Raw genomic sequence first — 21,391 nt, forward strand, 5'->3', positions numbered from 1 at the left:
GGTGGGGCCGGAGCAGCCCCCTATTGACGAACTCTCTAACAACTGCCAGATTCGCCGGATGACGTTGCTCACGGGCGCGCGGGAGCGCTGGGTACGGACCGGCGAAGTCGAGCTGTGCGTGGCCGAGCTGGGCGATCCCCGTCGCCCGACGGTCGTCCTCGTGCACGGCTACCCCGACAGCAAGGAGGTGTGGTCCGAGGTCGCCGCCCGTCTCGCCGGGCGGTTCCACGTGGTGGCGTACGACGTCCGCGGCCACGGCCGGTCGACGGCGCCGCGGCCGCTGCGGGGCGGGTTCACGCTGGAGAAGCTGACGGACGACTTCCTGGCCGTCGCGGACGCGGTCAGTCCGGACCGGCCCGTGCACCTGGTCGGGCACGACTGGGGCTCGGTGCAGGCCTGGGAGTTCACCACCGTCCGGCGCACCGAGGGCCGTGTCGCCTCCTTCACCTCGATGTCCGGGCCGTCCCTGGACCACTTCGGGCACTGGATCGACCGGCGTGTGAAGCGGCCCACCCCGCGCCGGGTCGGCCAGCTCCTCGGGCAGGGCGCGAAGTCCTGGTACGTGTACCTGCTGCACACGCCCGTTCTGCCCGAGCTGGCCTGGCGCGGCCCGCTCGGCAAGCGATGGCCGAAGGTATTGGAGCGGGTCGAGAAGGTTCCGCGCGGCGGCTACCCGACCTCGTCCCTGCCGTCGGACGCGGCGCACGGCGCCTGGCTGTACCGGGACAACGTGCGGCCCCGGCTGCGCAGGCCGCGCCCGGACGCGCACGCCCACGCGCCCGTGCAGCTCATCACGCCCCTGGAGGACCGGTTCCTGTCGGAGCGGCTCCACGACGAGCTGGAGCAGTGGGTTCCGCGGCTGACCCGCAGGACGCTCCCGGCGGGGCACTGGATCCCGCGCACCCGTCCGGATCAGCTCGCTTCGTGGATCGGGGATTTCGTGACGTCCGTCGAGGACGGCCGGTCCCCGGCGGCGGCGAGCGGGAAGCACGCCGAGCGGTTCGCCGGGCAGCTCGTGCTGGTCACCGGGGCGGGCAGCGGCATCGGTCGGGCGACGGCGCTCGCGTTCGCGGCGGCGGGCGCCCGTGTGGTGGCCGTCGACCGGGACGCGGAGGCCGCGGCCCGCACCGCCGAGTCGTCCTGTCTCATGGGCGCCTCGGCGGCCTGGGCGGAGACGGCCGACGTCTCCGACGAGCAGGCCATGGAGAAGCTCGCCGAGAAGGTCATCGAGTACGGGGTGGTGGACGTCCTGGTGAACAACGCCGGGATCGGGCTGTCCGGGTCCTTCTTCGACACCACGCCGGAGGACTGGAAGAAGGTCCTCGACGTCAATCTGTGGGGCGTGATCCACGGCTGCCGGCTCTTCGGCCGGCGGATGGCCGAGCGCGGGCAGGGCGGCCATATCGTCAACGTGGCTTCTGCGGCGGCGTTCCAGCCGTCCCGGGCCCTGCCCGCCTACAGCACCTCCAAGGCGGCCGTGCTGATGCTCAGCGAGTGCCTGCGGGCGGAGCTCGCCGGGCAGGGGATCGGCGTGACGGCGGTCTGCCCCGGCATCGTCAACACCGCCATCACGTCGACGGCGCACTTCGCGGGGGTCGACGCCCGGGAGGAGACGCGGCTCCAGCAGCGCGCCGCCCGTCTGTACGGGCTGCGGAACTATCCGCCGGAGAAGGTGGCCGCCGCGATTCTGCGGGCGGTGGTGCGCGACGAGGCGGTGGTTCCGGTCACGCCGGAGGCACGGGGTGCGCGGGTGCTGTCGCGTTGGGCGCCGGGGGTGTTGCGGGGGATCGCGCGGGTGAAGCCGCCGATGTGAAAGGCTGCGCGGCGGGCCCAAGGCCCTTGTCTTGAGGGCCTGTTGTCCACAGAACCGCCAATTCCCCTGTGGATAACCATACTTAGCTGTGGATCAAACCTCGGAAGCAATACTCGATCGCGTGATTCCCGTCTCTCCCGCACTCTGGTGGGATGGACGAAAGACGCACCGTCAAGGTGTCGAAGTACCTCTCGAAGCATCTGCGCCACCAGCCGGAGCGGATCGGGCTGGCGCTCGACAAGGGCGGCTGGGTGGAGATCGACACGCTGATCGCAGCGGCCGCCGCGCACGGCTTCCGGTTCACCCGCGACGAACTGGACCATGTCCTCACCACCAACGACAAGCGCCGTTTCGCCGTCGAGGGAACCCGGATCCGCGCCAGCCAGGGCCACAGCGTCGAGGTCGACCTCGGGCTGCCGCAGGCGACCCCGCCCGCGCACCTCTACCACGGCACCGTCGCCCGCCACCTGGACGCGATCCGTGTCGAGGGACTCAGGCCGATGAACCGGCACGACGTGCACCTCTCACCCGACCGCGAGACGGCGACCCGCGTCGGTGCCCGCCGGGGCCGGCCGATCGTCCTGACGGTGGACACGGCCGCCATGCACCGGGACGGCCATGTCTTCCGCGTGAGCGCGAACGGCGTGTGGCTGACCGAGGCCGTACCGCCGCGCTATCTCCGCTTCCCCGTACCCCACTGACCTGCTGAGCGTGACCAGCCGCCGACGGTGACTTGTTTCACGTGAAACACGGGCCACCCGCAGGGCTCCTTTAGGCTCCTTGCCATGAGTCTGCATCTGAGCACCGTGATCCTCCCGTACCGCCGCTGGAACGAAGGCGGCCGTACGACCTGGACGCGCGCCGAGCAGCTCGGCTTCCACACCGCGTACACCTACGACCATCTGTCCTGGCGCAGCTTTCGGGACGGTCCGTGGTTCGGTGCCGTGCCGACCCTCACCGCCGCCGCGGCCGTCACCGAACGGCTTCGGCTCGGCACACTGGTGACCTCGCCGAACTTCCGGCACCCGGTGACCCTCGCCAAGGAGCTGATCTCCCTGGACGACATCTCCGGCGGGCGGGTCACGCTGGGCATCGGCGCGGGCGGCTCCGGTTTCGACGCCACCGCGCTCGGCCAGGACCCGTGGACCCCGCGCGGACGCGCCGACCGGTTCGCCGAGTTCGTCCCGCTGCTCGACCGGCTGCTCACCGAGGACACGGTGTCGTACGAGGGCGACTTCTACTCGGCTCACGAGGCGCGGAACATCCCCGGCTGTGTGCAGCGCCCCCGGCTGCCGTTCGCGGTCGCCGCGACCGGTCCGCGCGGGATGCGGCTCACCGCCCGGCACGGCCAGGCCTGGGTGACCACCGGCGACCCCAAGCTGTACGAGAACGGCACCCCCGAGCAGTCGATCCAGGCCCTGCGCGGGCAGGCCGAGAAGCTGGCCGACACCTGCGCCGAGGTCGGCCGGGACATGACCGGCCTCGACCGGGTCCTGCTCACCGGGTTCACGCCGGACCGCACCGGCCCGCTCCAGTCGCTGGACGCCTTCGTCGACTTCGCCGGCCGGCACGCGGAACTGGGCTTCACGGAACTCGTGATCCACTGGCCGATCCCGGACTCGCCCTTCGCGGCGGACGAGAAGGTCTTCGAGCAGATCGCCATGGAGGCGCCGGCACAGCTGCGCTGAGGCCCGGGGGGCGTCTTCCTGGGGAAAGCCCTGGTGAGAGCGGCATCCACTCACCTGTGCGGAGCCCCGCACGCCCGTGCGGGCATCTGCGGGACAATGACCCGGTGACCTCAGCGACCCGACAGCCCGATACCGCGGCCGAGACCCTCCCGCCGCGGCTGATCGCCACCGACCTCGACGGCACCCTGCTGCGCGACGACAAGTCGGTGTCCCCCCGCACGGTGGCCGCGCTGGCCGCCGCCGAGGAGGCGGGCATCGAGGTCTTCTTCGTCACCGGCCGCCCGGCCCGCTGGATGGACGTCGTCAGCGACCACGTGCACGGCCACGGACTGGCGATCTGCGGCAACGGCGCCGCCGTGGTCGACCTGCACGGCGGCCCCGGCGCCCACAAGTTCGTCAAGGTACGGGAGCTGGAGCGGGAGAACGCGCTGGACGCCGTACGGCTGCTGCGCGACGCGGCGCCGGGCACGGTGTACGCGGTGGAGCAGACCTACGGCTTCTACCAGGAGCCGGCGTACCCGAAGCTGCACATGGAGATCCCCGACAGCCTCGCCCCGGCGGAGGAACTGCTGGGCCCGGACCACCGGGCGGCCGGGGAGCCGGTGCTGAAGATCCTGGCCTACCACCCGGAGATCGACCCCGACGCCTTCCTGACCCTGGCCCGGCTCTCCATCGGCGACCGCGCCAGTGTGACCCGCTCCAGCCCCAGTGCCCTGCTGGAGATCAGCGGCCCCGGGGTGTCCAAGGCCAGCACGCTCGCCCTGTGCTGCGCCGAGCGCGGCATCTCGCACGAGGAGGTCGTCGCCTTCGGCGACATGCCGAACGACGTCGAGATGCTGACCTGGGCCGGCCGGTCGTACGCGATGGGCAACGCCCACCCGGACGTGATCGCCGCGGCCTCGGGACGGACGGTCGCGAACAACGAGGACGGGGTCGCGGTCGTGATCGAGCAGTTGGTGGCCGAGCGGGTGTAGGTGTCGCCCGCTTTTTCGGAAGCGGGCGAGCCGCTCCGTCAGAGCGACACCCCGCGCGCCTCCAGCCACGACACCGGGTTCACCGCCGAGCCCATCTCCGGTGTGACCCGGGTCTCGAAGTGCAGGTGCGGTCCGGTGGAGTTGCCCGTGGTGCCCGACTGGCCGATCCACTGGCCGGGGCTGACGTGCTCCCCCTGGTCGACCGCGACGGAAGCGAGATGGGCGTACTGCGTGTAGTAGCCGCCCGCGTGCTTCAGCACGATCTCGATGCCGAAGGGGCCGCCGCAGGACACCCTCACCACCCGGCCCGTACCCACGGACCGCACCGGCGTGCCGATCGGCACCGCGAAGTCCTGCCCGGTGTGCCGGCTCGACCACCGCGCCCCGCCGCTGCCGTAGGACGCGGACAGCTCGTACGTCTCCACGGGCGCGACCCACGCACGCGTGAACCCGGTCTCCGGCTGGTCGAGCCGGACGGCCCCACGGCACGCCCCGGCGGCGACCGAGGCGTCCGCCTGCCCCTGGAGCTGCGAGCGGGCCGCTTCGAGCTTCTGCTCGATGTCCGCCTTCAGGTCGGCCAGTTGGACGTTCCGCTTCTCCAGCGCCTCCCACTCGGCGGCGGCCTTGGCCTCGTCCGCGGTGAGCCGTGCCTCGGCCCGGCGGCTCTTGGAGATCGCGTTGTTCACGGCGAGGTTCGTCTGTGAGAAGGCATGCTGACCCCGCATCAGGTCGTCGGGGCTGTCGGCGAGGATCATCTGCGCGGCCACCGGCAGACCACCGCTGCTGCGGTACTGGGCACGGGCGATCCGGCCCAGGTCCTCGTTCAGGCCCGCGATGTGCCGCCGCTGAATGTCCAGGAGAGCCTCCGCCCGCTGGGCTTTGGCCCGCTGCTCATCGGCCTCCTTGCGACCGGCCTCGTACTGCTGCGTCGCCACCGCGGCGTCCTCGTACAGCCGCGCCACCTCGGCGCTGCTGCCCGTGTCCCCGCCGCCCCCGGGCTCCTTGTCCGCCGCCGTCGGCCGGGCCGCGAGAGCCGCCAGCGCGCACAGCAGGGCTGGAACGAGCAGACGATAGCGGCGATATGAGCGCATGTCAGTGATCCTCGCCCAGCCCTGCGGGCCCGGTCCTGTTCACGTCGTACGGCTGGGGGACCGGCTGCTCCGAATGGATCAGTGCGCGCGGACCCGTCAGGGTTCACGCCACTACCGCGCTCCCGCCAGTTCCTCCGACGCCGCCTCCCGCTCCGCCATCTCCCGCAACGGCCCGTCCACCGTCACCAGCTCCGGGTACGACCCGCGCTGCACCACCCGTCCCTGATCCAGCACGAGCACCTCGTCGACCGCCTCCAGGCCCGCCAGCCGATGCGTGATGAGCAGGGTCGTACGGCCCTCGGTGGCGGCCAGCAGATCGGCGGTGAGCGCGTCCGCCGTCGGCAGGTCGAGGTGCTCGGCGGGCTCGTCGAGCACCAGGACGGGGAAGTCGGCGAGCAGCGCGCGGGCCAGCGCCAGCCGCTGGCGCTGCCCTCCGGACAGCCGCGCCCCGTGCTCGCCGACGAGCGTGTCGAGCCCGTCGGGCAGGCCGCCTGCCCAGTCCAGCAGCCGGGCCCGGCCGAGCGCGGCACGCAGCTCGTCCTCGGTGGCGTCCTTCTTGGCGAGCAGCAGGTTCTCGCGCAGCGAGCTGTCGAAGAGGTGCGCGTCCTGCGCGCACAGCCCGACGAGCTTCCGTACGTCGTCACTGTGCAGCGCGTACGCGTCCACGCCCGCCAGCGTGTACGCACCCGCCCGCGCGTCCAGGAACCGCAGCAGCAGCTGCGCCAGCGTCGTCTTGCCGGAGCCGGACGGTCCGACCACGGCGACCCGACGGCCTTCCTCGAGGGTCAGGTCGAGCCCGGCGAGCGCGTCCCGGTCCTGCCCCTCGTACCGCGCGGTCAGCCCCTTGACGGCGACCGGGAACGGCGACGCGGGCGCCTGCCGGGGGCGCTCCGGCTCCCCCACGGGCTCCGGGGCGTCCAGCACCTCGTACACCCGCTCGGCGCTCCGGCGCACCCGCTGCCGGTACTGCACGGCGAGCGGCAGCCCGAGCACGGCCTCGAAGGCGGCCAGCGGGGTGAGGACGACGACGGCCATGGTCACGCCGTCCAGCCGCCCGGCCGCGACCGCCTGAGCGCCGACCAGGGCGGCGGCCGCGACGGTCAGGCCGGAGATCAGCGCGGTGAGTCCGTCGCCGAGGGCCGTGGCGGTGGCGGCGCGCGAGGCGATCCGGGTGAGCGCCCCGTCGGCCTCGCGTGCCCGGGCGGTCCGCGCGGGCAGGGCACCGGCGACGGTCAGCTCCGCGGTGCCGGTGAGCAGATCGGCCACCCGCGTCGCCAGTACGCCGCGGGCGGGGGCCAGCCGCTGCTCGGCCCGCCGCGCCACGGCACCGGTGATCAGCGGCACACCCACGCCCGCCGCCAGCAGCCCGGCCGCGAGCACGGCCCCGGCCTCGGGCAGCAGCCACGCCGTGAAGCCGACGGACGCGGCCGACACGACGACGGCCGCCCCGGCCGGCAGCAGCCACCGCAGCCAGTAGTCCTGCAGCGCGTCCACGTCCGCGACGAGCCGGGAGAGCAGATCGCCCCGGCGGGTCCGGCGCAGCCCGGCGGGCGCCAGCCGCTCCAGCCGGCGGAACACCGCGACCCTGGTGTCCGCCAGCATCCGCAGTACGGCGTCGTGCGAGACCAGCCGCTCGGCGTACCGGAACACGGCCCGCCCGATCCCGAAGGCCCGCGTCGCCGTCACGGCCATCATCAGATAGAGCACGGGCGGCTGCTGCGAGGCCCGCGAGATCAGCCACCCGGAGGTGGCCATGAGCCCCACGGCGCTCCCGAGCGCGAGACTGCCGAGCAGCAGCGCGAGTCCCAGCCGCCCGCGCCGGGCGCCGGACATGGCGCGAACGCGCCTGAGGACATCGCCCGAAGCGGCTTCCCCGTCGGGCTCGGCCGGAACGAACGGGACGGTCAGCTCGCCCTCGACGGAACCCGGCTTGTGTACCGAGGCCCGCGCGACCGGCACAGCGGTCGTCTCGGGCTCGGCCAGGCGCACCACCCGGTCCGCCACCCCCAGCAACGCCGGCCGGTGCACGACCAGCAGCACCGTCCGCCCGGCCGCCAGCCGCCGTACCGCTGCCACGACCTCGGCCTCGGTGGCCCCGTCCAGCGCGGCCGTCGGCTCGTCGAGCAGCAGCACCGGCCGGTCCGCGAGAAACGCCCGGGCCAGCGCGAGCCGCTGCCGCTGCCCCGCCGACAGCCCGGTCCCGTCCTCGCCGAGCACGGTCTCCGCGCCCTCCGGCAGGGCGTCCACGAACTCAATTGCCCCGGCGTCCCGCAGCGCCCGCCGTACGGCGTCGTCGTCGGCGTCGGGCCGCGCCAGTCGTACGTTCTCGGCGATCGTCCCGGCGTACAGATGCGGCCGCTGCGGCACCCACGCGATCCGGGAGCGCCACTGCTCCAGGTCGGCATCGGCCAGGTCGACTCCCCCGGCCCGCACCCGCCCCTCGGCTGGCCGCACAAACCCCAGCAGCGCACTGAGCAGCGTCGACTTTCCGGCCCCGCTCGGCCCGACGAGCGCGACCGTCTCCCCGGGCTCGACGGTGAAGGACACGTCCGACACGGCGTCCGCCGAACGCCCCGGGTACCGGACCGTCACACCCTCGAACGCCAGCGCACCCGCGGGTACGGCCTCGGCCCCGGACGCCGGAACGGGCGTCTCCAGGACCTCGAAGATCTCCTCGGCCGCGGCGAGCCCCTCCGCCGCCGCGTGGTACTGCGCCCCGACCTGCCGCAACGGCAGATACGCCTCCGGCGCCAGGATCAGGATGACCAGGCCGATGTACAGGTCCATCTCGCCGTGCACCAGCCGCATACCGATCGTCACAGCGACCAGCGCCACCGAGATCGTGGCGAGCAGCTCCAGCGCGAAGGAGGAGATGAAGGCGATCCGCAGCGTCCGCATGGTCGCCCGCCGGTACTCGCCGGTGATCCGCCGGATAGACTCGGCCTGCGCCTTGGCACGGCCGAAGACCTTCAGCGTCGGCAGCCCCGCGACGACGTCCAGGAAGTGCCCGGACAGCCGGGACAGCAGCCGCCACTGACGGTCCATCCGGGACTGGGTGGCCCAGCCGATCAGGACCATGAAGACCGGGATGAGCGGCAGGGTGCCCACGATGATGGCCGCGGAGACCCAGTCCTCGGTGACGACCCGCGCCAGCACCGCCACCGGCACGACCACCGCGAGACCCAACTGCGGCAGATACCGCGAGAAGTAGTCGTCGAGGGCGTCGACGCCCCGGGTGGCCAGGGCGACCAGCGAACCGGTCCGCTGCCCGCTCAGCCACCCGGGCCCCAACCGCACGGAACGCTCCAGCAGCCGCCCCCGCAGCTCGGACTTCACCGCCGCGCTCGCCCGGTGCGCGGCCAACTCGGTGAGCCAGCCGACCAGCGCCCGGCCGGCCGAGACGGCAGCCAGCAGGAGCAGGGGAGTGCCGAGTTCGGACACCGGCATACGGTGCTGGAAGGCGCCGACCACCACCTCGGCGATGAGCATCGCCTGCGCGATGACCAACCCCGCCCCGACGGCACCCAGGGCGACGACCGCCCCCAGGAAGACCCGGGTGGCACGGGCGTACCGGAGCAGACGCGGATCGATTGGTTTCACGTGAAACACACCTCAGTGCGCGGTCTCGGCGATGTGCTGCGTACCGATCCGCTTGCGGAACACCCAGTACGTCCAGCCCTGGTAGAGCAGGACGATCGGGGTGGCGATCCCGGCACACCAGGTCATGATCTTCAGTGTGTACGGGCTGGACGAGGCGTTGGTGACCGTCAGGCTCCACTCCGGGTTCAGCGTCGACGGCATGACGTTCGGGAACAGCGTCAGGAAGAGCATCGCCACCGTGGCCACGATGGTGAGCCCCGACAGGGCGAACGCCCAGCCCTCACGCCCGGCCCGTGCCGCGACCAGCGCCACGAGAAGGGACGCGACGGCCACGACCACCGCGACGAGCGACGCCGTATCGCCGCGGTCGGCCTGCGTCCACAGCAGGAAGGCGAGGGCCAGCAGGGCGGTCACCAGCCCGACGCGCAGCGCCAGCGTCCGTGCCCGCTCCCGGATCTCCCCGACGGTCTTGAGGCCGACGAACACCGTCCCGTGGAAGGTGAACAGCGCCAGTGTGAGCAGACCGCCCAGCAGCGCGTACGGGTTGAGCAGATCCAGGACGTTGCCGGCGTAGTTGAAGTCCTGGTCGATCTTCACGCCCCGCACGATGTTGCCGAAGGCCACACCCCACAGGAACGCGGGGAGCAGCGAGGTCCAGAAGATCGCCGTCTCCCAGTTGCGCTGCCAGCTCTCCTCGGGCCGCTTGACGCGGTACTCGAAGGCCACACCCCGGACGATCAGGCAGACCAGGATGAGCAGCAGGGGCAGATAGAAGCCGGAGAAGAGCGTCGCGTACCACTCGGGGAAGGCGGCGAAGGTGGCACCGCCCGCCGAGAGCAGCCAGACCTCGTTGCCGTCCCAGACGGGTCCGATGGTGTTGATCAGCACCCGCTTCTCGGGCCGGTTGCGGGCGAGCAGCTTCGTGAGCACACCGACCCCGAAGTCGAAGCCCTCCAGGAAGAAGTAGCCGGTCCACAGGACGGCGATCAGGACGAACCAGACGTCGTGCAGTTCCATGACTGTGCAGCTCCCTCGGCCTAGTACGAGAAGGCCATCGGCTTGTCGGCGTCACGGGAGTCGCCGCCGATCTTCGTGGGCGGGTTGAGGTCGGCCTCGGTGAGCTCGGGCGGGCCCGCCTTGACGTACTTGACCAGCAGCTTGACCTCGACGACGGCGAGGATGGCGTACAGCGTGGTGAAGACGACCATCGAGGTGATGACCTCGGCCTGGGAGACACCGGGGGAGACCGCGTCACGCGTCTGGAACAGGCCGTAGACGACCCACGGCTGGCGGCCCATCTCGGTGAAGATCCAGCCCCAGGAGCTGGCGATCAGCGGGAAGCCCAGGGTGAGGATCGCCATGCGCCAGTACCACTTGGTGAGGGTCGGGCCGAGCGCCTTCTTCGGCAGGAGCACGAGATGCGGCACCTCGTCCTCGCCCACCCTCAGATGCTGTGGCAGCAGGAACTTCTTCCGGGTCAGCCACAGCCCGGCCAGGCCGATGGCGAACGACGTCATACCGAAGCCGATCATCCAGCGGAAGCCCCAGTAGGCGACCGGGATGTTGGGCCGGTAGTCGCCGGGGCCGTACTTCTCCTGCTCGGCCTTGTTGACGTCGTTGATGCCGGGTACGTACGAGGTGAAGTCGTCCTTGGCGAGGAAGGACAGCAGGCCGGGGATCTCGATGGCGACCTTGTTGTGTCCCTTGTCGACGTCACCGACGGCGAAGATCGAGAAGGGCGCGGGCTTCTCGCCGTCCCACAGAGCCTCGGCCGCGGCCATCTTCATCGGCTGCTGCTCGTACATGATCTTGCCGAGGACATCGCCGCTGATCGCGGTGAGCATGCCGCCGATGACGACGGTGACCAGGCCCAGCCGCAGTGAGGTCTTCATCACGGGGACGTGCTTCCCCCGGACCAGGTGGAAGGCGGCGATGCCGACCATGAAGGCGCCGCCGGTCAGGAAGGCCGCGGTGAGCGTGTGGAAGACCTGGGCGAGCGCGGTGTTCTGGGTCAGCACCAACCAGAAGTCGGTGAGCTCGGCGCGCCCCTTCGCCTCGTTGATCCGGTAGCCGACCGGGTGCTGCATCCAGGAGTTGGCCGCGAGGATGAAGTACGCCGACAGGATCGTGCCGATCGAGACCATCCAGATGCAGGCCAGGTGGATCTTCTTGGGCAGCTTGTCCCAGCCGAAGATCCACAGGCCGATGAAGGTGGACTCGAAGAAGAAGGCGATCAGTGCCTCGAAGGCGAGTGGCGCACCGAAGACGTCACCGACGAAGCGCGAGTAGTCGGACCAGTTCATGCCGAACTGGAACTCCTGCACGATGCCGGTGACCACGCCCATCGCGATGTTGATCAGGAAGAGCTTGCCCCAGAACTTCGTCGCCCGGAGGTACTTCTCCTTCTCCGTCCGCACCCAGGCGGTCTGCAGTCCGGCCGTGAGGGCGGCCAGCGAGATCGTCAGGGGGACGAACAGAAAGTGATAGACGGTGGTGATGCCGAACTGCCATCGCGCCAGGGTCTCCGGCGCCAGAGCCAGGTCCACGTCGCCGCTCCTTACCTACGCTTGTGAAAGCGTTCACATTCACAAGCCATTATGCAGCACGGACTTTCGAGCCCCAAAGGGGGGCCCTCCTGGCGGCCCCAAAGGGCCCCTCCTGGCCCGCTCTGCACCTCACCGCGACGGCCGTTTCACGTGAAACGGCCGCCCGGCAGGTCGTAGAGCCGTCTGACTCAAAGCCTGACTCACGGAGCGCTACAGCTCCTTGCGGAACCCTTCCGCCGCCTTCAGGAAGATGTCGTTCGCCTCGGTCTCCCCGACCGTGACCCGCACACCCTCACCCGGGAACGGCCGGATCACCACGCCCGCCTGCTCACACGCCTGCGCGAACGCGACCGTGCGCTCCCCCAGACGCAGCCACACGAAGTTGGCCTGGGTCTCGGGCACCGTCCAGCCCTGGGCGCGCAGCCCGTCGACCACGCGCGCACGCTCACACACCAGCGAACCGACCCGGCCCAACAGTTCGTCCTCGGCACGCATCGAGGCGATCGCCGCCTCCTGCGCGAGCTGGCTCACCCCGAACGGCACCGCCGTCTTGCGCAGCGCCGCCGCCACCGGCTCGTGGGCGATGGCGAACCCGACGCGCAGACCGGCCAGGCCGTACGCCTTGGAGAAGGTCCGCAGGACGCAGACATTGGGCCGGTCGCGGTAGAGCTCGACACCGTCCGGCACCTCGGGGTCGCGGATGAACTCGCGGTAGGCCTCGTCGAGCACCACCAGCACATCTCCTGGCACCCGGTCGACGAAGCGCTCCAGCTCCGCCCGCCGCACGACCGTTCCGGTCGGGTTGTTGGGGTTGCAGACGAAGATCAGCCGGGTCCGGTCGGTGATCGCGTCGGCCATCGCGTCGAGATCGTGCACGTCACCGGCGGTCAGCGGCACCTGGACCGATGTCGCGCCGCTGATCTGCGTGATGATCGGGTACGCCTCGAAGGACCGCCAGGCGTAGATCACCTCGTCGCCGGGGCCGGAGGTGGCCTGGATCAGCTGCTGGGCGACACCGACCGACCCGGTGCCGGTGGCCAGGTGGGAAAGGGGCACGCCGAACCGCTCGGACAGCTCGTTCATCAGCGCCGTACAGGCCATGTCCGGGTAGCGGTTGAAGTTGCCGGCCGCCGCCGTCACGGTCTCCATCACGCCCGGCAGCGGCGGGTACGGGTTCTCGTTGGAGGACAGCTTGTAGGCCACCGGCCCGCCCGCCGCAGCGGGCTTTCCCGGCTTGTAGGTGGGGATTCCCTCCAGCTCGCCGCGCAGCTTGGGGCTCGTCTCGCTCACCGCAGTCCTCCTCGCGAAGACCGGCGGCCCATGACCGCCGCCGACATCCAATACTCCTCACCTTATGAGGATTCGGCGCCGCTGCGTACACCCGCGGCGGAGCGGTGAACGCCGGACTCCCACGTCCCACCGGCATCAGGGGCATCGCCGCACGAAGGCGTACGAACCCGGGGGCGCGCCATACATATATCTACGCGCCGGTGGTGTACGCCGTGGCGCGCATCCCCCGTGCAGGTGAGTTGAGACCTCTTCGCAACCTCGCCCCCTTGGCAGGCTCGTGCGGGCCGACAAGCCACGTACTGACATGGGAGCGCTTAACTCCCTTGGTTTCCAAAGTAATTGGGGGTAAATGATCATGCAAAAACGTGCCTGTCAACGTGTGCATATGCGTCCGCACTACCCCACCGCATGAGCCCTACTATCGGCTCGCCATGACAGCAGCAGGGAAGCACCAGGTGAGCCGCGCGGAAACCTCACGTCGAGGCAGTCGGCCGGGTCGGGCGGGTATCAGAGACGTGGCCGCCGCCGCCGGAGTGTCCATCACGACCGTCTCCGACGCCCTCAACGGCAAGGGCAGGCTCCCGGACGCCACCCGGCGCCATGTCCGCGAGGTGGCCGACCGGCTGGGCTACCGGCCCTCGGCCGCCGCCCGGACACTCCGTACCGGCAAGTCGGGACTCATCGGCCTGACCGTGACGACGTACGGGGATGAACCTTTCACCTTCACGGAGTTCGCATACTTCGCCGAGATGGCCCGAGCCGCCACCTCCGCCGCGCTCGCCCGCGGCTACGCCCTCGTCATCCTGCCCGCGACCTCCCGCCACGACGTGTGGTCGAACGTCGCACTGGACGGCACGGTCGTCATCGACCCCTCCGACCAGGACCCGGTCGTCAGCGAACTCGTCCGGCAGGGTCTGCCGGTCGTCTCCGACGGCCGCCCGGCCGGCTCCCTGCCGGTCACGGCCTGGGTCGACAACGACCACGAGGCCGCCGTCCTCGGCATCCTCGACCACCTGGCCGCCGCCGGCGCCCGCCGCATCGGCCTGTTGACCGGCACGACGACGGACACGTACACCCATCTGTCGACCACCGCGTACCTGCGCTGGTGCGAGCGCGTCGGCCAGGATCCGGTGTACGAGGCCTATCCGGCGCACGATCCGTGCGCGGGCGCCGTCGCCGCCGACCGGCTCCTCGCCCGCCCCGACCGGCCCGACGCGGTCTACGGGCTGTTCGACCCGAACGGCACCGACCTGCTCGCCGCCGCCCGACGCTACGGCCTGCGCGTACCGGACGACCTGCTGCTGGTCTGCTGCAGCGAGTCCACCGTGTACGCCAACACCGAGCCCCCCGTCACCACGCTCTCCCTGAAGCCGCGCCGCATCGGCACGGCGGTGGTGCAGCTCCTCATCGACGCCATCGAAGGAGTGGAATCCGACCGCCCGGTGGAGCAGGTGATACCGACGGAGCTGATCGTGCGCACCTCGTCCCAGCGACGCCCGCCGCGCACGACGGTCAGCCCGCCGCGATCCCCCGAAGGGGCGTAGTTCCGGTCCCCGGGAACCCCCGGGGACCGGCACCTCGGCCCCGCGCCGGGGGAAAGTCCCGTCCCTGGGGAGAAACAGGGCCGGTCCCCCGGAGAGAAGGGATCGTTCTCGCGAAGAGAAGGAAAGCGAGGACGGTCACACGGTGGTCAAAGCCCGGCCCAATCGGGGCGAAAGCCGCGGTGAACTGGACTCTTGCTCTGATTCACCACCCCTGGGTCATCACATGGCGCGATCCGCATTCCTATGATGGGCCCACGACACCGGCGGGCCGCTACGACCAGGCAGTCCGCTGCGGTGCAGATGCGGCTTGATGGTGGAGGGGTCGATGACTCAGGGGGCCGGTCAGGGACCCGAGGTGGAGCGCACGGCGACGTTGCGCGACTTCCGGGTGCCCGCGTACGTCCACGAGACCGGTCCGTACGTCCAGAGCGCGAGCCCCGGCGAGGTCGCTCCGCCGCCCGAGGAGACCTATCCCGAGGGATACACGCCGACCCAGCGCGACCTTCCCGTGGTCAACCGGGGTGACACTGTCCAGGTGACCGTCGACCCGGAAACCGCCGCGGCCCCGCCCCCGAACACCGGACAGGGCCCGCTGTACGTCGTGGGCGACGTGCACGGCTATCTCGACCAGCTGGTGGCCGCTCTGCAGGAGAAGGGCCTCCTCGACGCCGACGGCCGCTGGTGCGCGGGCACCGCGCGGCTGTGGTTCCTCGGCGACTTCACCGACCGGGGTCCGGACGGCATCGGCGTCATCGACCTGGTGATGCGGCTGTCCGCCGAGGCCGCGGCCGCCGGCGGCTACTGCAAGGCGCTCATGGGCAACCACGAGCTGCTGCTGCTCGGCGCCAAGCGGTTCGGCGACACCCCCGTCAACTCCGGCGCGGGCACCGCCACCTTCCAGGCGGCCTGGCTGCTCAACGGCGGCCAGAAGACCGACATGGACCGCCTCCAGGACCACCACCTGCAGTGGATGGCCCGTCTCGACGCCGTCGAGGAGGTCGACGGCCACCTGCTCGTCCACTCCGACACCACCGCCTACCTCGACTACGGCCGCTCCATCGAAGAGGTCAACGACACCGTCCGCGAGACGATCACGCGCAACGACGCGGACGAGGTCTGGGACCTGTTCCGCAAGTTCACCAAGCGGTTCTCCTTCCGCGACGAGGGCGGCGCGGACGCCGTGCGCTCCCTGCTCGATACGTACGGGGGCACCCGCATCGTTCACGGGCACAGCCCGATTCCGTATCTGCTGGGCGAGGTCGGCTCCGAAGAGGACGAGGACAGCGGCGACCCGGTGATCGAGGGACCGCACGTCTACGCCGACGGACTCGCCATCGCGATGGACGGCGGCGTGACCATGGCCGGAAAGCTGCTGGTCCAGCAACTGCCGCTGGATACGTGAACGTTCACCGGGCAGGCGTTTCCCGTCATAGGACTGGACGGGTGAAGGGCCAATTTCGGTAAACCCCCTGTCACCGCCTACCTCCACGGCTCTACCATCGGCTTATCCGTAGCAGGCTCCCCTCCGTTTCTGCCCGACGGCTCGTCAGCATGCCGAGCCCCAAGCCCTACGGAGCATCGGGGGATGCACATGAACAGCGTTCCGCAGCACCTGCTGAGCGAGGACCGCCAGGAATACGAGCGGATCCTCGACGAGGTGCTGCGCTCCGCACCACACCGTCCGGAACTGACCGCTGTCGGACAGCGGCTGAACTCGGAACAACTGCGCACCATGGCGCTGAACGCCACCGCACTCATCACGGCGGCCGCGTCGACCGAATACCAGCACTACGTCAAGGTCCGTGAGGAACTGCGCCAGCCGGCGTCGTCCAGCCCGCCGGCCGTGCGCGAGTCCGGCTCTTCCGAGTCGGGCACGGGCCCGGCGGGACTGGCCGCTGCCATGGGAGAGGTCGCCGAGACCGCCGGCGCGGGCGCCGTCGCCGTCGTCGCCGTCCTCGCACCCGTCCTGGCCGGAACCGCCGCCGCGATCTTCCTGCTCGTCGGCTACATCCTGCAGATGCTCGACCCCCAGCAGGCGTTCGCCCGGACCATGCTCACCACGGGCTGGGTGTTCGGCGCCGTGACCGCGGTGGCGATCCTCGTCGCCGCGGTGGGACTGCTGCTCACCGCCCTGCGCAACAAGCCGACGGCCGAAGGCGGTCCGCACGGCGAACCGCAGGGGGAGGTGGCCCTGGCCAGGGACGCCTGGCACGAGGCCCTGCTGGAGCGGGGCATCCTGCCGTTCCTGCGCGAGGCACTCGTCAGCCCGGACGCGGCCGCCGCGCTGCACCACACCTCCTCGTCCACGCCGATCAGCCGCATCCCGCACCTCGGCTACGACCGCCCGGGTTTCACCAGCCCGGACGAAGGCCACCGCGGCTCGCGGCCGAGCTACAGCAGCCCGGACTACACCAGCCCGGACTACGGAGGACCGGAACACCAGCCGGAGTAGCCGGGACCCGCAGGCCAAGGGACCAGAGGCCGGGGCCAGGGGCCAGGGGCCAGGGACCATGTGTCCCCAGCCCTCGGCCCTCGCGGTCTGTGTGCGCCCGGCCTTGCGGCCTCTGTACGCCCGGATCAGTCCGCGATCGGCAGATACACCCGGTTCCCGCTCGCCGCGAACTCCTTCGACTTCTGGGCCATGCCCTCCTCGATCTCGGTCCGTGTGCCGCCGTGTTCACGGCGGATGTCCTGCGAGATCTTCATACTGCAGAACTTGGGACCGCACATCGAGCAGAAGTGAGCCGTCTTGGCGGGCTCCGCCGGCAGGGTCTCGTCGTGGAACTCCCGTGCCGTGTCCGGGTCGAGGGCGAGGTTGAACTGGTCCTCCCACCGGAACTCGAAGCGGGCGTCGGACAGCGCGTCGTCCCATTCCTGGGCACCCGGGTGTCCCTTGGCGACGTCGGCCGCGTGGGCGGCGATCTTGTAGGTGATGACGCCGGTCTTGACGTCGTCACGGTTCGGCAGGCCCAAGTGCTCCTTGGGAGTGACGTAGCACAGCATGGCCGTGCCCCACCAGGCGATCATCGCGGCGCCGATGCCAGAGGTGATGTGGTCGTACGCCGGCGCGACGTCCGTGGTCAGCGGGCCGAGCGTATAGAACGGAGCTTCATCGCAGATCTCCTGCTGAAGGTCGATGTTCTCCTTGATCTTGTGCATCGGGACATGGCCCGGGCCTTCGATCATGGTCTGTACGTTGAAACGCTTCGCGATCCGGTTGAGTTCCCCGAGCGTGCGCAGTTCCGCGAACTGTGCCTCGTCGTTGGCGTCCGCGATGGACCCGGGCCGCAGGCCGTCGCCGAGCGAGTACGTGACGTCGTACGCGGCGAGGATCTCGCAGAGCTCCTCGAAGTTCTCGTACAGGAACGACTCCCGGTGGTGCGCGAGGCACCAGGCGGCCATGATCGAGCCGCCCCGGGAGACGATGCCCGTCTTGCGGTTGGCCGTCAGCGGCACATAGGCCAGGCGCACGCCCGCGTGGACCGTCATGTAGTCCACGCCCTGCTCGGCCTGTTCGATGACCGTGTCCTTGTAGACCTCCCAGGTCAGATCCTCGGCCCGGCCGTCGACCTTCTCCAGGGCCTGGTAGAGCGGCACGGTGCCGATGGGGACGGGGGAGTTGCGCAGCACCCACTCACGCGTGGTGTGGATGTTGCGGCCGGTGGAGAGGTCCATGACCGTGTCGGCGCCCCAGCGGGTCGCCCAGGTCATCTTCTCGACCTCCTCCTCGATGGAGGACGTCACGGCCGAGTTGCCGATGTTGGCGTTTACCTTCACCAGGAACCTCTTGCCGATGATCATCGGCTCGATCTCCGGGTGGTTGACGTTGGCCGGCAGCACGGCCCGGCCCGCGGCGATCTCGTCGCGGACCACCTCGGGCGAGACGTTCTCCCGGATGGCCACGTACTCCATCTCGGGCGTGATCTCGCCGCGGCGGGCATACGCGAGCTGCGTGACCGCCTCGCCGTCCCGGCTGCGGCGCGGCTGGCGCGGGCGGCCTGGGAAGACCGCGTCGAGGTTGCGGAGGCCGCCGCGGGGCGAGGTGTGCTTGATGCCGTCGTCCTCGGGACGGACGGGACGGCCCGCGTACTCCTCGGTGTCGCCGCGGGAGATGATCCAGTTCTCGCGCAGCGGCGGCAGGCCCCTGCGGACGTCGGTGTCGACGAGTGGATCGGTGTACGGGCCCGACGTGTCGTACAGCGTGACCGCCTGGCCGTTGGTGAGATGCACCTGACGAACCGGCACGCGCAGGTCGGGGCGGGTGCCCTCGACGTACGCCTTGTGCCAGCCGATGGACTTCCCGGCCTCCTGGGACTGTGCGTCCTGAACGGAGGCAGGCGTGCGTGCGTCCTTGTCGGTCATGAGACCTACTCCCTACGCCGGCATTACCCGGTAACAGGTTCGGCGGTCGACGCAGCGGTTTCCGTCTGCCGACGTTCCGTGTGAAACATCACTCGACTTCGGTGATGTTTCATGTGAAACATCGCTGGGACGGAGGTCAGCGCCCTCTCAGCCCGGTGCTCCGAGCTCCCGCGTGTACAAAAGGTGCCTCCACGCTAGCGGCAATCTTGGCGCGGTGAACAGAGGGCCCCCCTCGTTCTTGCGATGATCGGTCGGTGACCACGACACAGCGTCCCCCTTACCCACCACCCGAGCCGCCTCGCGGATCCGGCGCCGGAAACGGCAACGGCCGGGGAGACGGCCACGAATTCGTCCCCGGGGCCGGGTATGGGCCCGGGGCGGGTTACGGGCACGGCGCCGAGGCCGGTGGTGAGCGTGGTACAGGCTCTGCCGGGGGATATGGGCCGGGCAACGGCCAGGGGGGCGGCTCAGCCGGTGGGCATGGAGCCGGTCCCGGCGACGGGCAGGGTCCGGGCTCCGGAGGCGGTCACGGGCACGGTTCCGGAACCGGCGGAGGCGACGGGCACGGACACGGCCCCGGTGCCGACCCCGGTCCCGCGCCAGGTGGCGGACACGGGCACAGTCACAGCCACGGTCCGGCCGCGCCCGTCTCCATGCATCTGCGCAAGATCATCGCGGCGATCCTGATCCCGTTCGGCGCGGCCGTGCTGATCGGTCTCGCCGTGCTGTGGCCGGGCGGCGCCCCGCCGCACGAGCGCACCGGCGTCGGCTTCGACCGGCAGACCGAACAAGCGTCGGTCACCAAGGTCGTGGAGATCAGCTGCAAGGAGGCCGGTGCCTCGGGAGTCCCGCCGACCGGCGACACCTCCACCGCCGAGGGCTCCTCCGCGGAGCAGCAGGAGAAGGGCACCTGCAAGCGGGCGACGATCCGGGTCGACAGCGGCAAGGACAAGGGCCGCACCTTCACCGAGATCATCCAGCCGGACCAGTCCCGCCAGTTGCACGAGGGCCAGAAGGTCGTGGTCGCCTACGAGCCCTCCGCGCCGAAGGACCTGCAGTATTCGGTCACCGACATCAACCGCCGTCTGCCCATGGGCCTGCTGGCCGGCATCTTCGCGCTCGCCGTCGTGATCGTCGGGCGGCTGCGGGGGGTGATGGCCCTCATCGCACTGGCCATCAGCTTCCTGGTGCTGAACTTCTTCATCCTGCCCGCGATCCTGCAGGGCTCGAACCCGCTGATCGTGGCGGTGGTGGGCGCGAGCGCCATCATGCTCATCGCCCTGTACATGTGTCACGGACTGTCCGCGCGGACCTCCGTGGCGGTGCTCGGCACTCTCATCTCCCTGCTGCTGATCGGCATCCTCGGCTCGCTGTTCATCGACTGGGCCGCGCTCACCGGCAACACCGACGACAACACCGGTCTGATCCACGGCCTCTATCCGACGATCGACATGAGCGGTCTGCTGCTCGCCGGCGTCATCATCGGTTCGCTCGGTGTGCTCGACGACGTGACGGTCACACAGACCTCGGCGGTCTGGGAGCTGCACGAGGCCAATCCGTCGATGGGCTGGCGCGGGCTCTACCGCGCGGGCATCCGGATCGGCCGCGACCACATCGCCTCGGTCGTCAACACGCTCGTCCTCGCCTACGCGGGTGCCGCCCTGCCGCTGCTGCTGCTGTTCTCCATCGCACAGAGCGGTGTGGGGACGGTCGCCAACAGCGAGCTGGTCGCGGAGGAGATCGTGCGCACGCTGGTCGGTTCGATCGGCCTGGTCGCCTCGGTGCCGGTCACCACCGTTCTGGCCGCGCTCGTGGTCTCGGCCGACCGCACCGGGGAGGAGCGCGCCGTGGAAGCCTCGGCGGTCCCGGCCCCGGCACGTGGAGGGAGGGGGCGGCGGCGTAAGCGCTGACGTCTCTGAGCCAGACGTCCCAGCGCCACAACGCCGAAGCGTTCCCGCACGGCCCGGCGGCATCCGGTGAAGCGTTACTCCACCGTGCCGCCCGACGGGTGTCTCACCCGGCGCCCTGTTCCGCCAGGATGCGGTCCAGCGCCTCGTCGAGGTGGGCGTCGAAGTCGGCGAGCGAGCCCTCCTGGCCCAGCGGCACCAGCTTGTCGGTGCGGTCGAGGAAGGCGACGAGCGGTGCCGTGGAGGATCGGAACAACGCCTGGTCGCTGCCCACCTGAAGGCGGATCAGCACCTCGCCCAGCGTGTCCGGTTCGACGGGGGTGACCCGCACATCGCCTTCGCCGCACGGCCGGCCGACGCCGTCGATCAGCAACTCCCGGCCGAAGGCCCACGTCACCGGGGCGTCACCGGGCAGGTGGAACGTCAGCCGGACGGCATAGGGATCACCGGTCTCATAGCGCAGCTCCACCGGAATGCGGAAGGAGAGCTCCTCGGACACGAGGAAGCTCATCATGACCTCTGCTTGTACGGACTCGCGCATCGCTAACCCCGTCATTCGCCGTGACTGGCCGGGAA

15 protein-coding genes are annotated in these 21,391 nt (G+C 70.6%); 8 read left to right on the top strand and 7 right to left on the bottom strand.

All coding sequences use genetic code 11. The annotated features are described in order from the left end of the window. Positions 1-58 precede the first annotated feature (58 nt). From ACZ58V_RS23605 to ACZ58V_RS23620, 4 genes are all read left to right on the top strand, one after another. Positions 59-1,813: an SDR family oxidoreductase gene (locus tag ACZ58V_RS23605; protein ID WP_471292026.1), complete on the top strand. Its 1,755-nt coding sequence runs from the start codon at positions 59-61 to the stop codon at positions 1,811-1,813. A 152-nt stretch (positions 1,814-1,965) separates the two neighbouring features. Continuing rightward, positions 1,966-2,514: an RNA 2'-phosphotransferase gene (locus ACZ58V_RS23610; RefSeq protein WP_471292029.1), complete on the top strand. Its 549-nt coding sequence runs from the start codon at positions 1,966-1,968 to the stop codon at positions 2,512-2,514. A gap of 84 nt (positions 2,515-2,598) precedes the next feature. Further along, a complete protein-coding gene (locus ACZ58V_RS23615; RefSeq protein WP_471292032.1) occupies positions 2,599-3,501 on the top strand; it encodes an LLM class flavin-dependent oxidoreductase in 903 nt (300 codons plus the stop codon). A 104-nt stretch (positions 3,502-3,605) separates the two neighbouring features. Beyond that, complete coding sequence (locus ACZ58V_RS23620) at positions 3,606-4,475, top strand: Cof-type HAD-IIB family hydrolase (protein WP_468196940.1); 870 nt, start codon at positions 3,606-3,608, stop codon at positions 4,473-4,475. A gap of 38 nt (positions 4,476-4,513) precedes the next feature. Here the strand turns inward: ACZ58V_RS23620 and ACZ58V_RS23625 are convergent, their stop codons facing one another. The 5 genes from ACZ58V_RS23625 to hisC all read right to left on the bottom strand — a co-directional run bounded on the left by ACZ58V_RS23625 (position 4,514) and on the right by hisC (position 13,002). Beyond that, on the bottom strand, positions 4,514-5,566 hold the full coding sequence (locus ACZ58V_RS23625) for a M23 family metallopeptidase (protein WP_471292035.1): 1,053 nt from the start codon (positions 5,564-5,566) through the stop codon (positions 4,514-4,516). 111 nt (positions 5,567-5,677) lie between these two features. Then, positions 5,678-9,166: a thiol reductant ABC exporter subunit CydD gene (gene cydD, locus ACZ58V_RS23630; protein ID WP_471292038.1), complete on the bottom strand. Its 3,489-nt coding sequence runs from the start codon at positions 9,164-9,166 to the stop codon at positions 5,678-5,680. Between the two features lie 12 nt (positions 9,167-9,178). Further along, positions 9,179-10,183, bottom strand: a complete 1,005-nt coding sequence (gene cydB, locus ACZ58V_RS23635; protein ID WP_468196948.1) for a cytochrome d ubiquinol oxidase subunit II — start codon at positions 10,181-10,183, stop codon at positions 9,179-9,181. A gap of 20 nt (positions 10,184-10,203) precedes the next feature. Beyond that, entirely contained in the window at positions 10,204-11,712 is a 1,509-nt protein-coding gene (locus ACZ58V_RS23640) for a cytochrome ubiquinol oxidase subunit I (protein ID WP_189727223.1), read from the bottom strand. A gap of 210 nt (positions 11,713-11,922) precedes the next feature. Next, on the bottom strand, positions 11,923-13,002 hold the full coding sequence (hisC, locus tag ACZ58V_RS23645) for a histidinol-phosphate transaminase (RefSeq protein WP_471292042.1): 1,080 nt from the start codon (positions 13,000-13,002) through the stop codon (positions 11,923-11,925). A 431-nt stretch (positions 13,003-13,433) separates the two neighbouring features. On the opposite strand from hisC, the gene ACZ58V_RS23650 reads away from it, so the two are divergent. The 3 genes from ACZ58V_RS23650 (at position 13,434) to ACZ58V_RS23660 (ending at position 16,998) form a co-directional block, all read left to right on the top strand. Next, the gene (locus ACZ58V_RS23650; protein ID WP_468196953.1) at positions 13,434-14,546 is read left to right on the top strand and encodes a LacI family DNA-binding transcriptional regulator; all 1,113 of its coding nucleotides are present in this window, start codon (positions 13,434-13,436) and stop codon (positions 14,544-14,546) included. A 310-nt stretch (positions 14,547-14,856) separates the two neighbouring features. Then, the gene (locus ACZ58V_RS23655) at positions 14,857-15,948 is read left to right on the top strand and encodes a metallophosphoesterase family protein (protein WP_267943300.1); all 1,092 of its coding nucleotides are present in this window, start codon (positions 14,857-14,859) and stop codon (positions 15,946-15,948) included. A gap of 183 nt (positions 15,949-16,131) precedes the next feature. Then, positions 16,132-16,998 (top strand): hypothetical protein, encoded by an 867-nt coding sequence (locus ACZ58V_RS23660; RefSeq protein ID WP_471292045.1) that lies wholly within the window; start codon positions 16,132-16,134, stop codon positions 16,996-16,998. Between the two features lie 125 nt (positions 16,999-17,123). Here ACZ58V_RS23660 and thiC read toward each other — a convergent pair whose 3' ends face one another. After that, on the bottom strand, positions 17,124-18,908 hold the full coding sequence (gene thiC / locus ACZ58V_RS23665) for a phosphomethylpyrimidine synthase ThiC (protein ID WP_468196960.1): 1,785 nt from the start codon (positions 18,906-18,908) through the stop codon (positions 17,124-17,126). Between the two features lie 254 nt (positions 18,909-19,162). Between thiC and ACZ58V_RS23670 the strand changes: the two genes are divergently transcribed. Beyond that, the gene (locus tag ACZ58V_RS23670; RefSeq protein WP_471292048.1) at positions 19,163-20,818 is read left to right on the top strand and encodes a YibE/F family protein; all 1,656 of its coding nucleotides are present in this window, start codon (positions 19,163-19,165) and stop codon (positions 20,816-20,818) included. Positions 20,819-20,921: 103 nt separating this feature from the next. Here ACZ58V_RS23670 and ACZ58V_RS23675 read toward each other — a convergent pair whose 3' ends face one another. Next, the gene (locus tag ACZ58V_RS23675; RefSeq protein ID WP_193479121.1) at positions 20,922-21,356 is read right to left on the bottom strand and encodes an SsgA family sporulation/cell division regulator; all 435 of its coding nucleotides are present in this window, start codon (positions 21,354-21,356) and stop codon (positions 20,922-20,924) included. Between the last annotated feature and the right edge of the window lie 35 nt (positions 21,357-21,391).

The sequence above is a fragment of the Streptomyces sp. NPDC040589 genome (assembly GCF_055594445.1).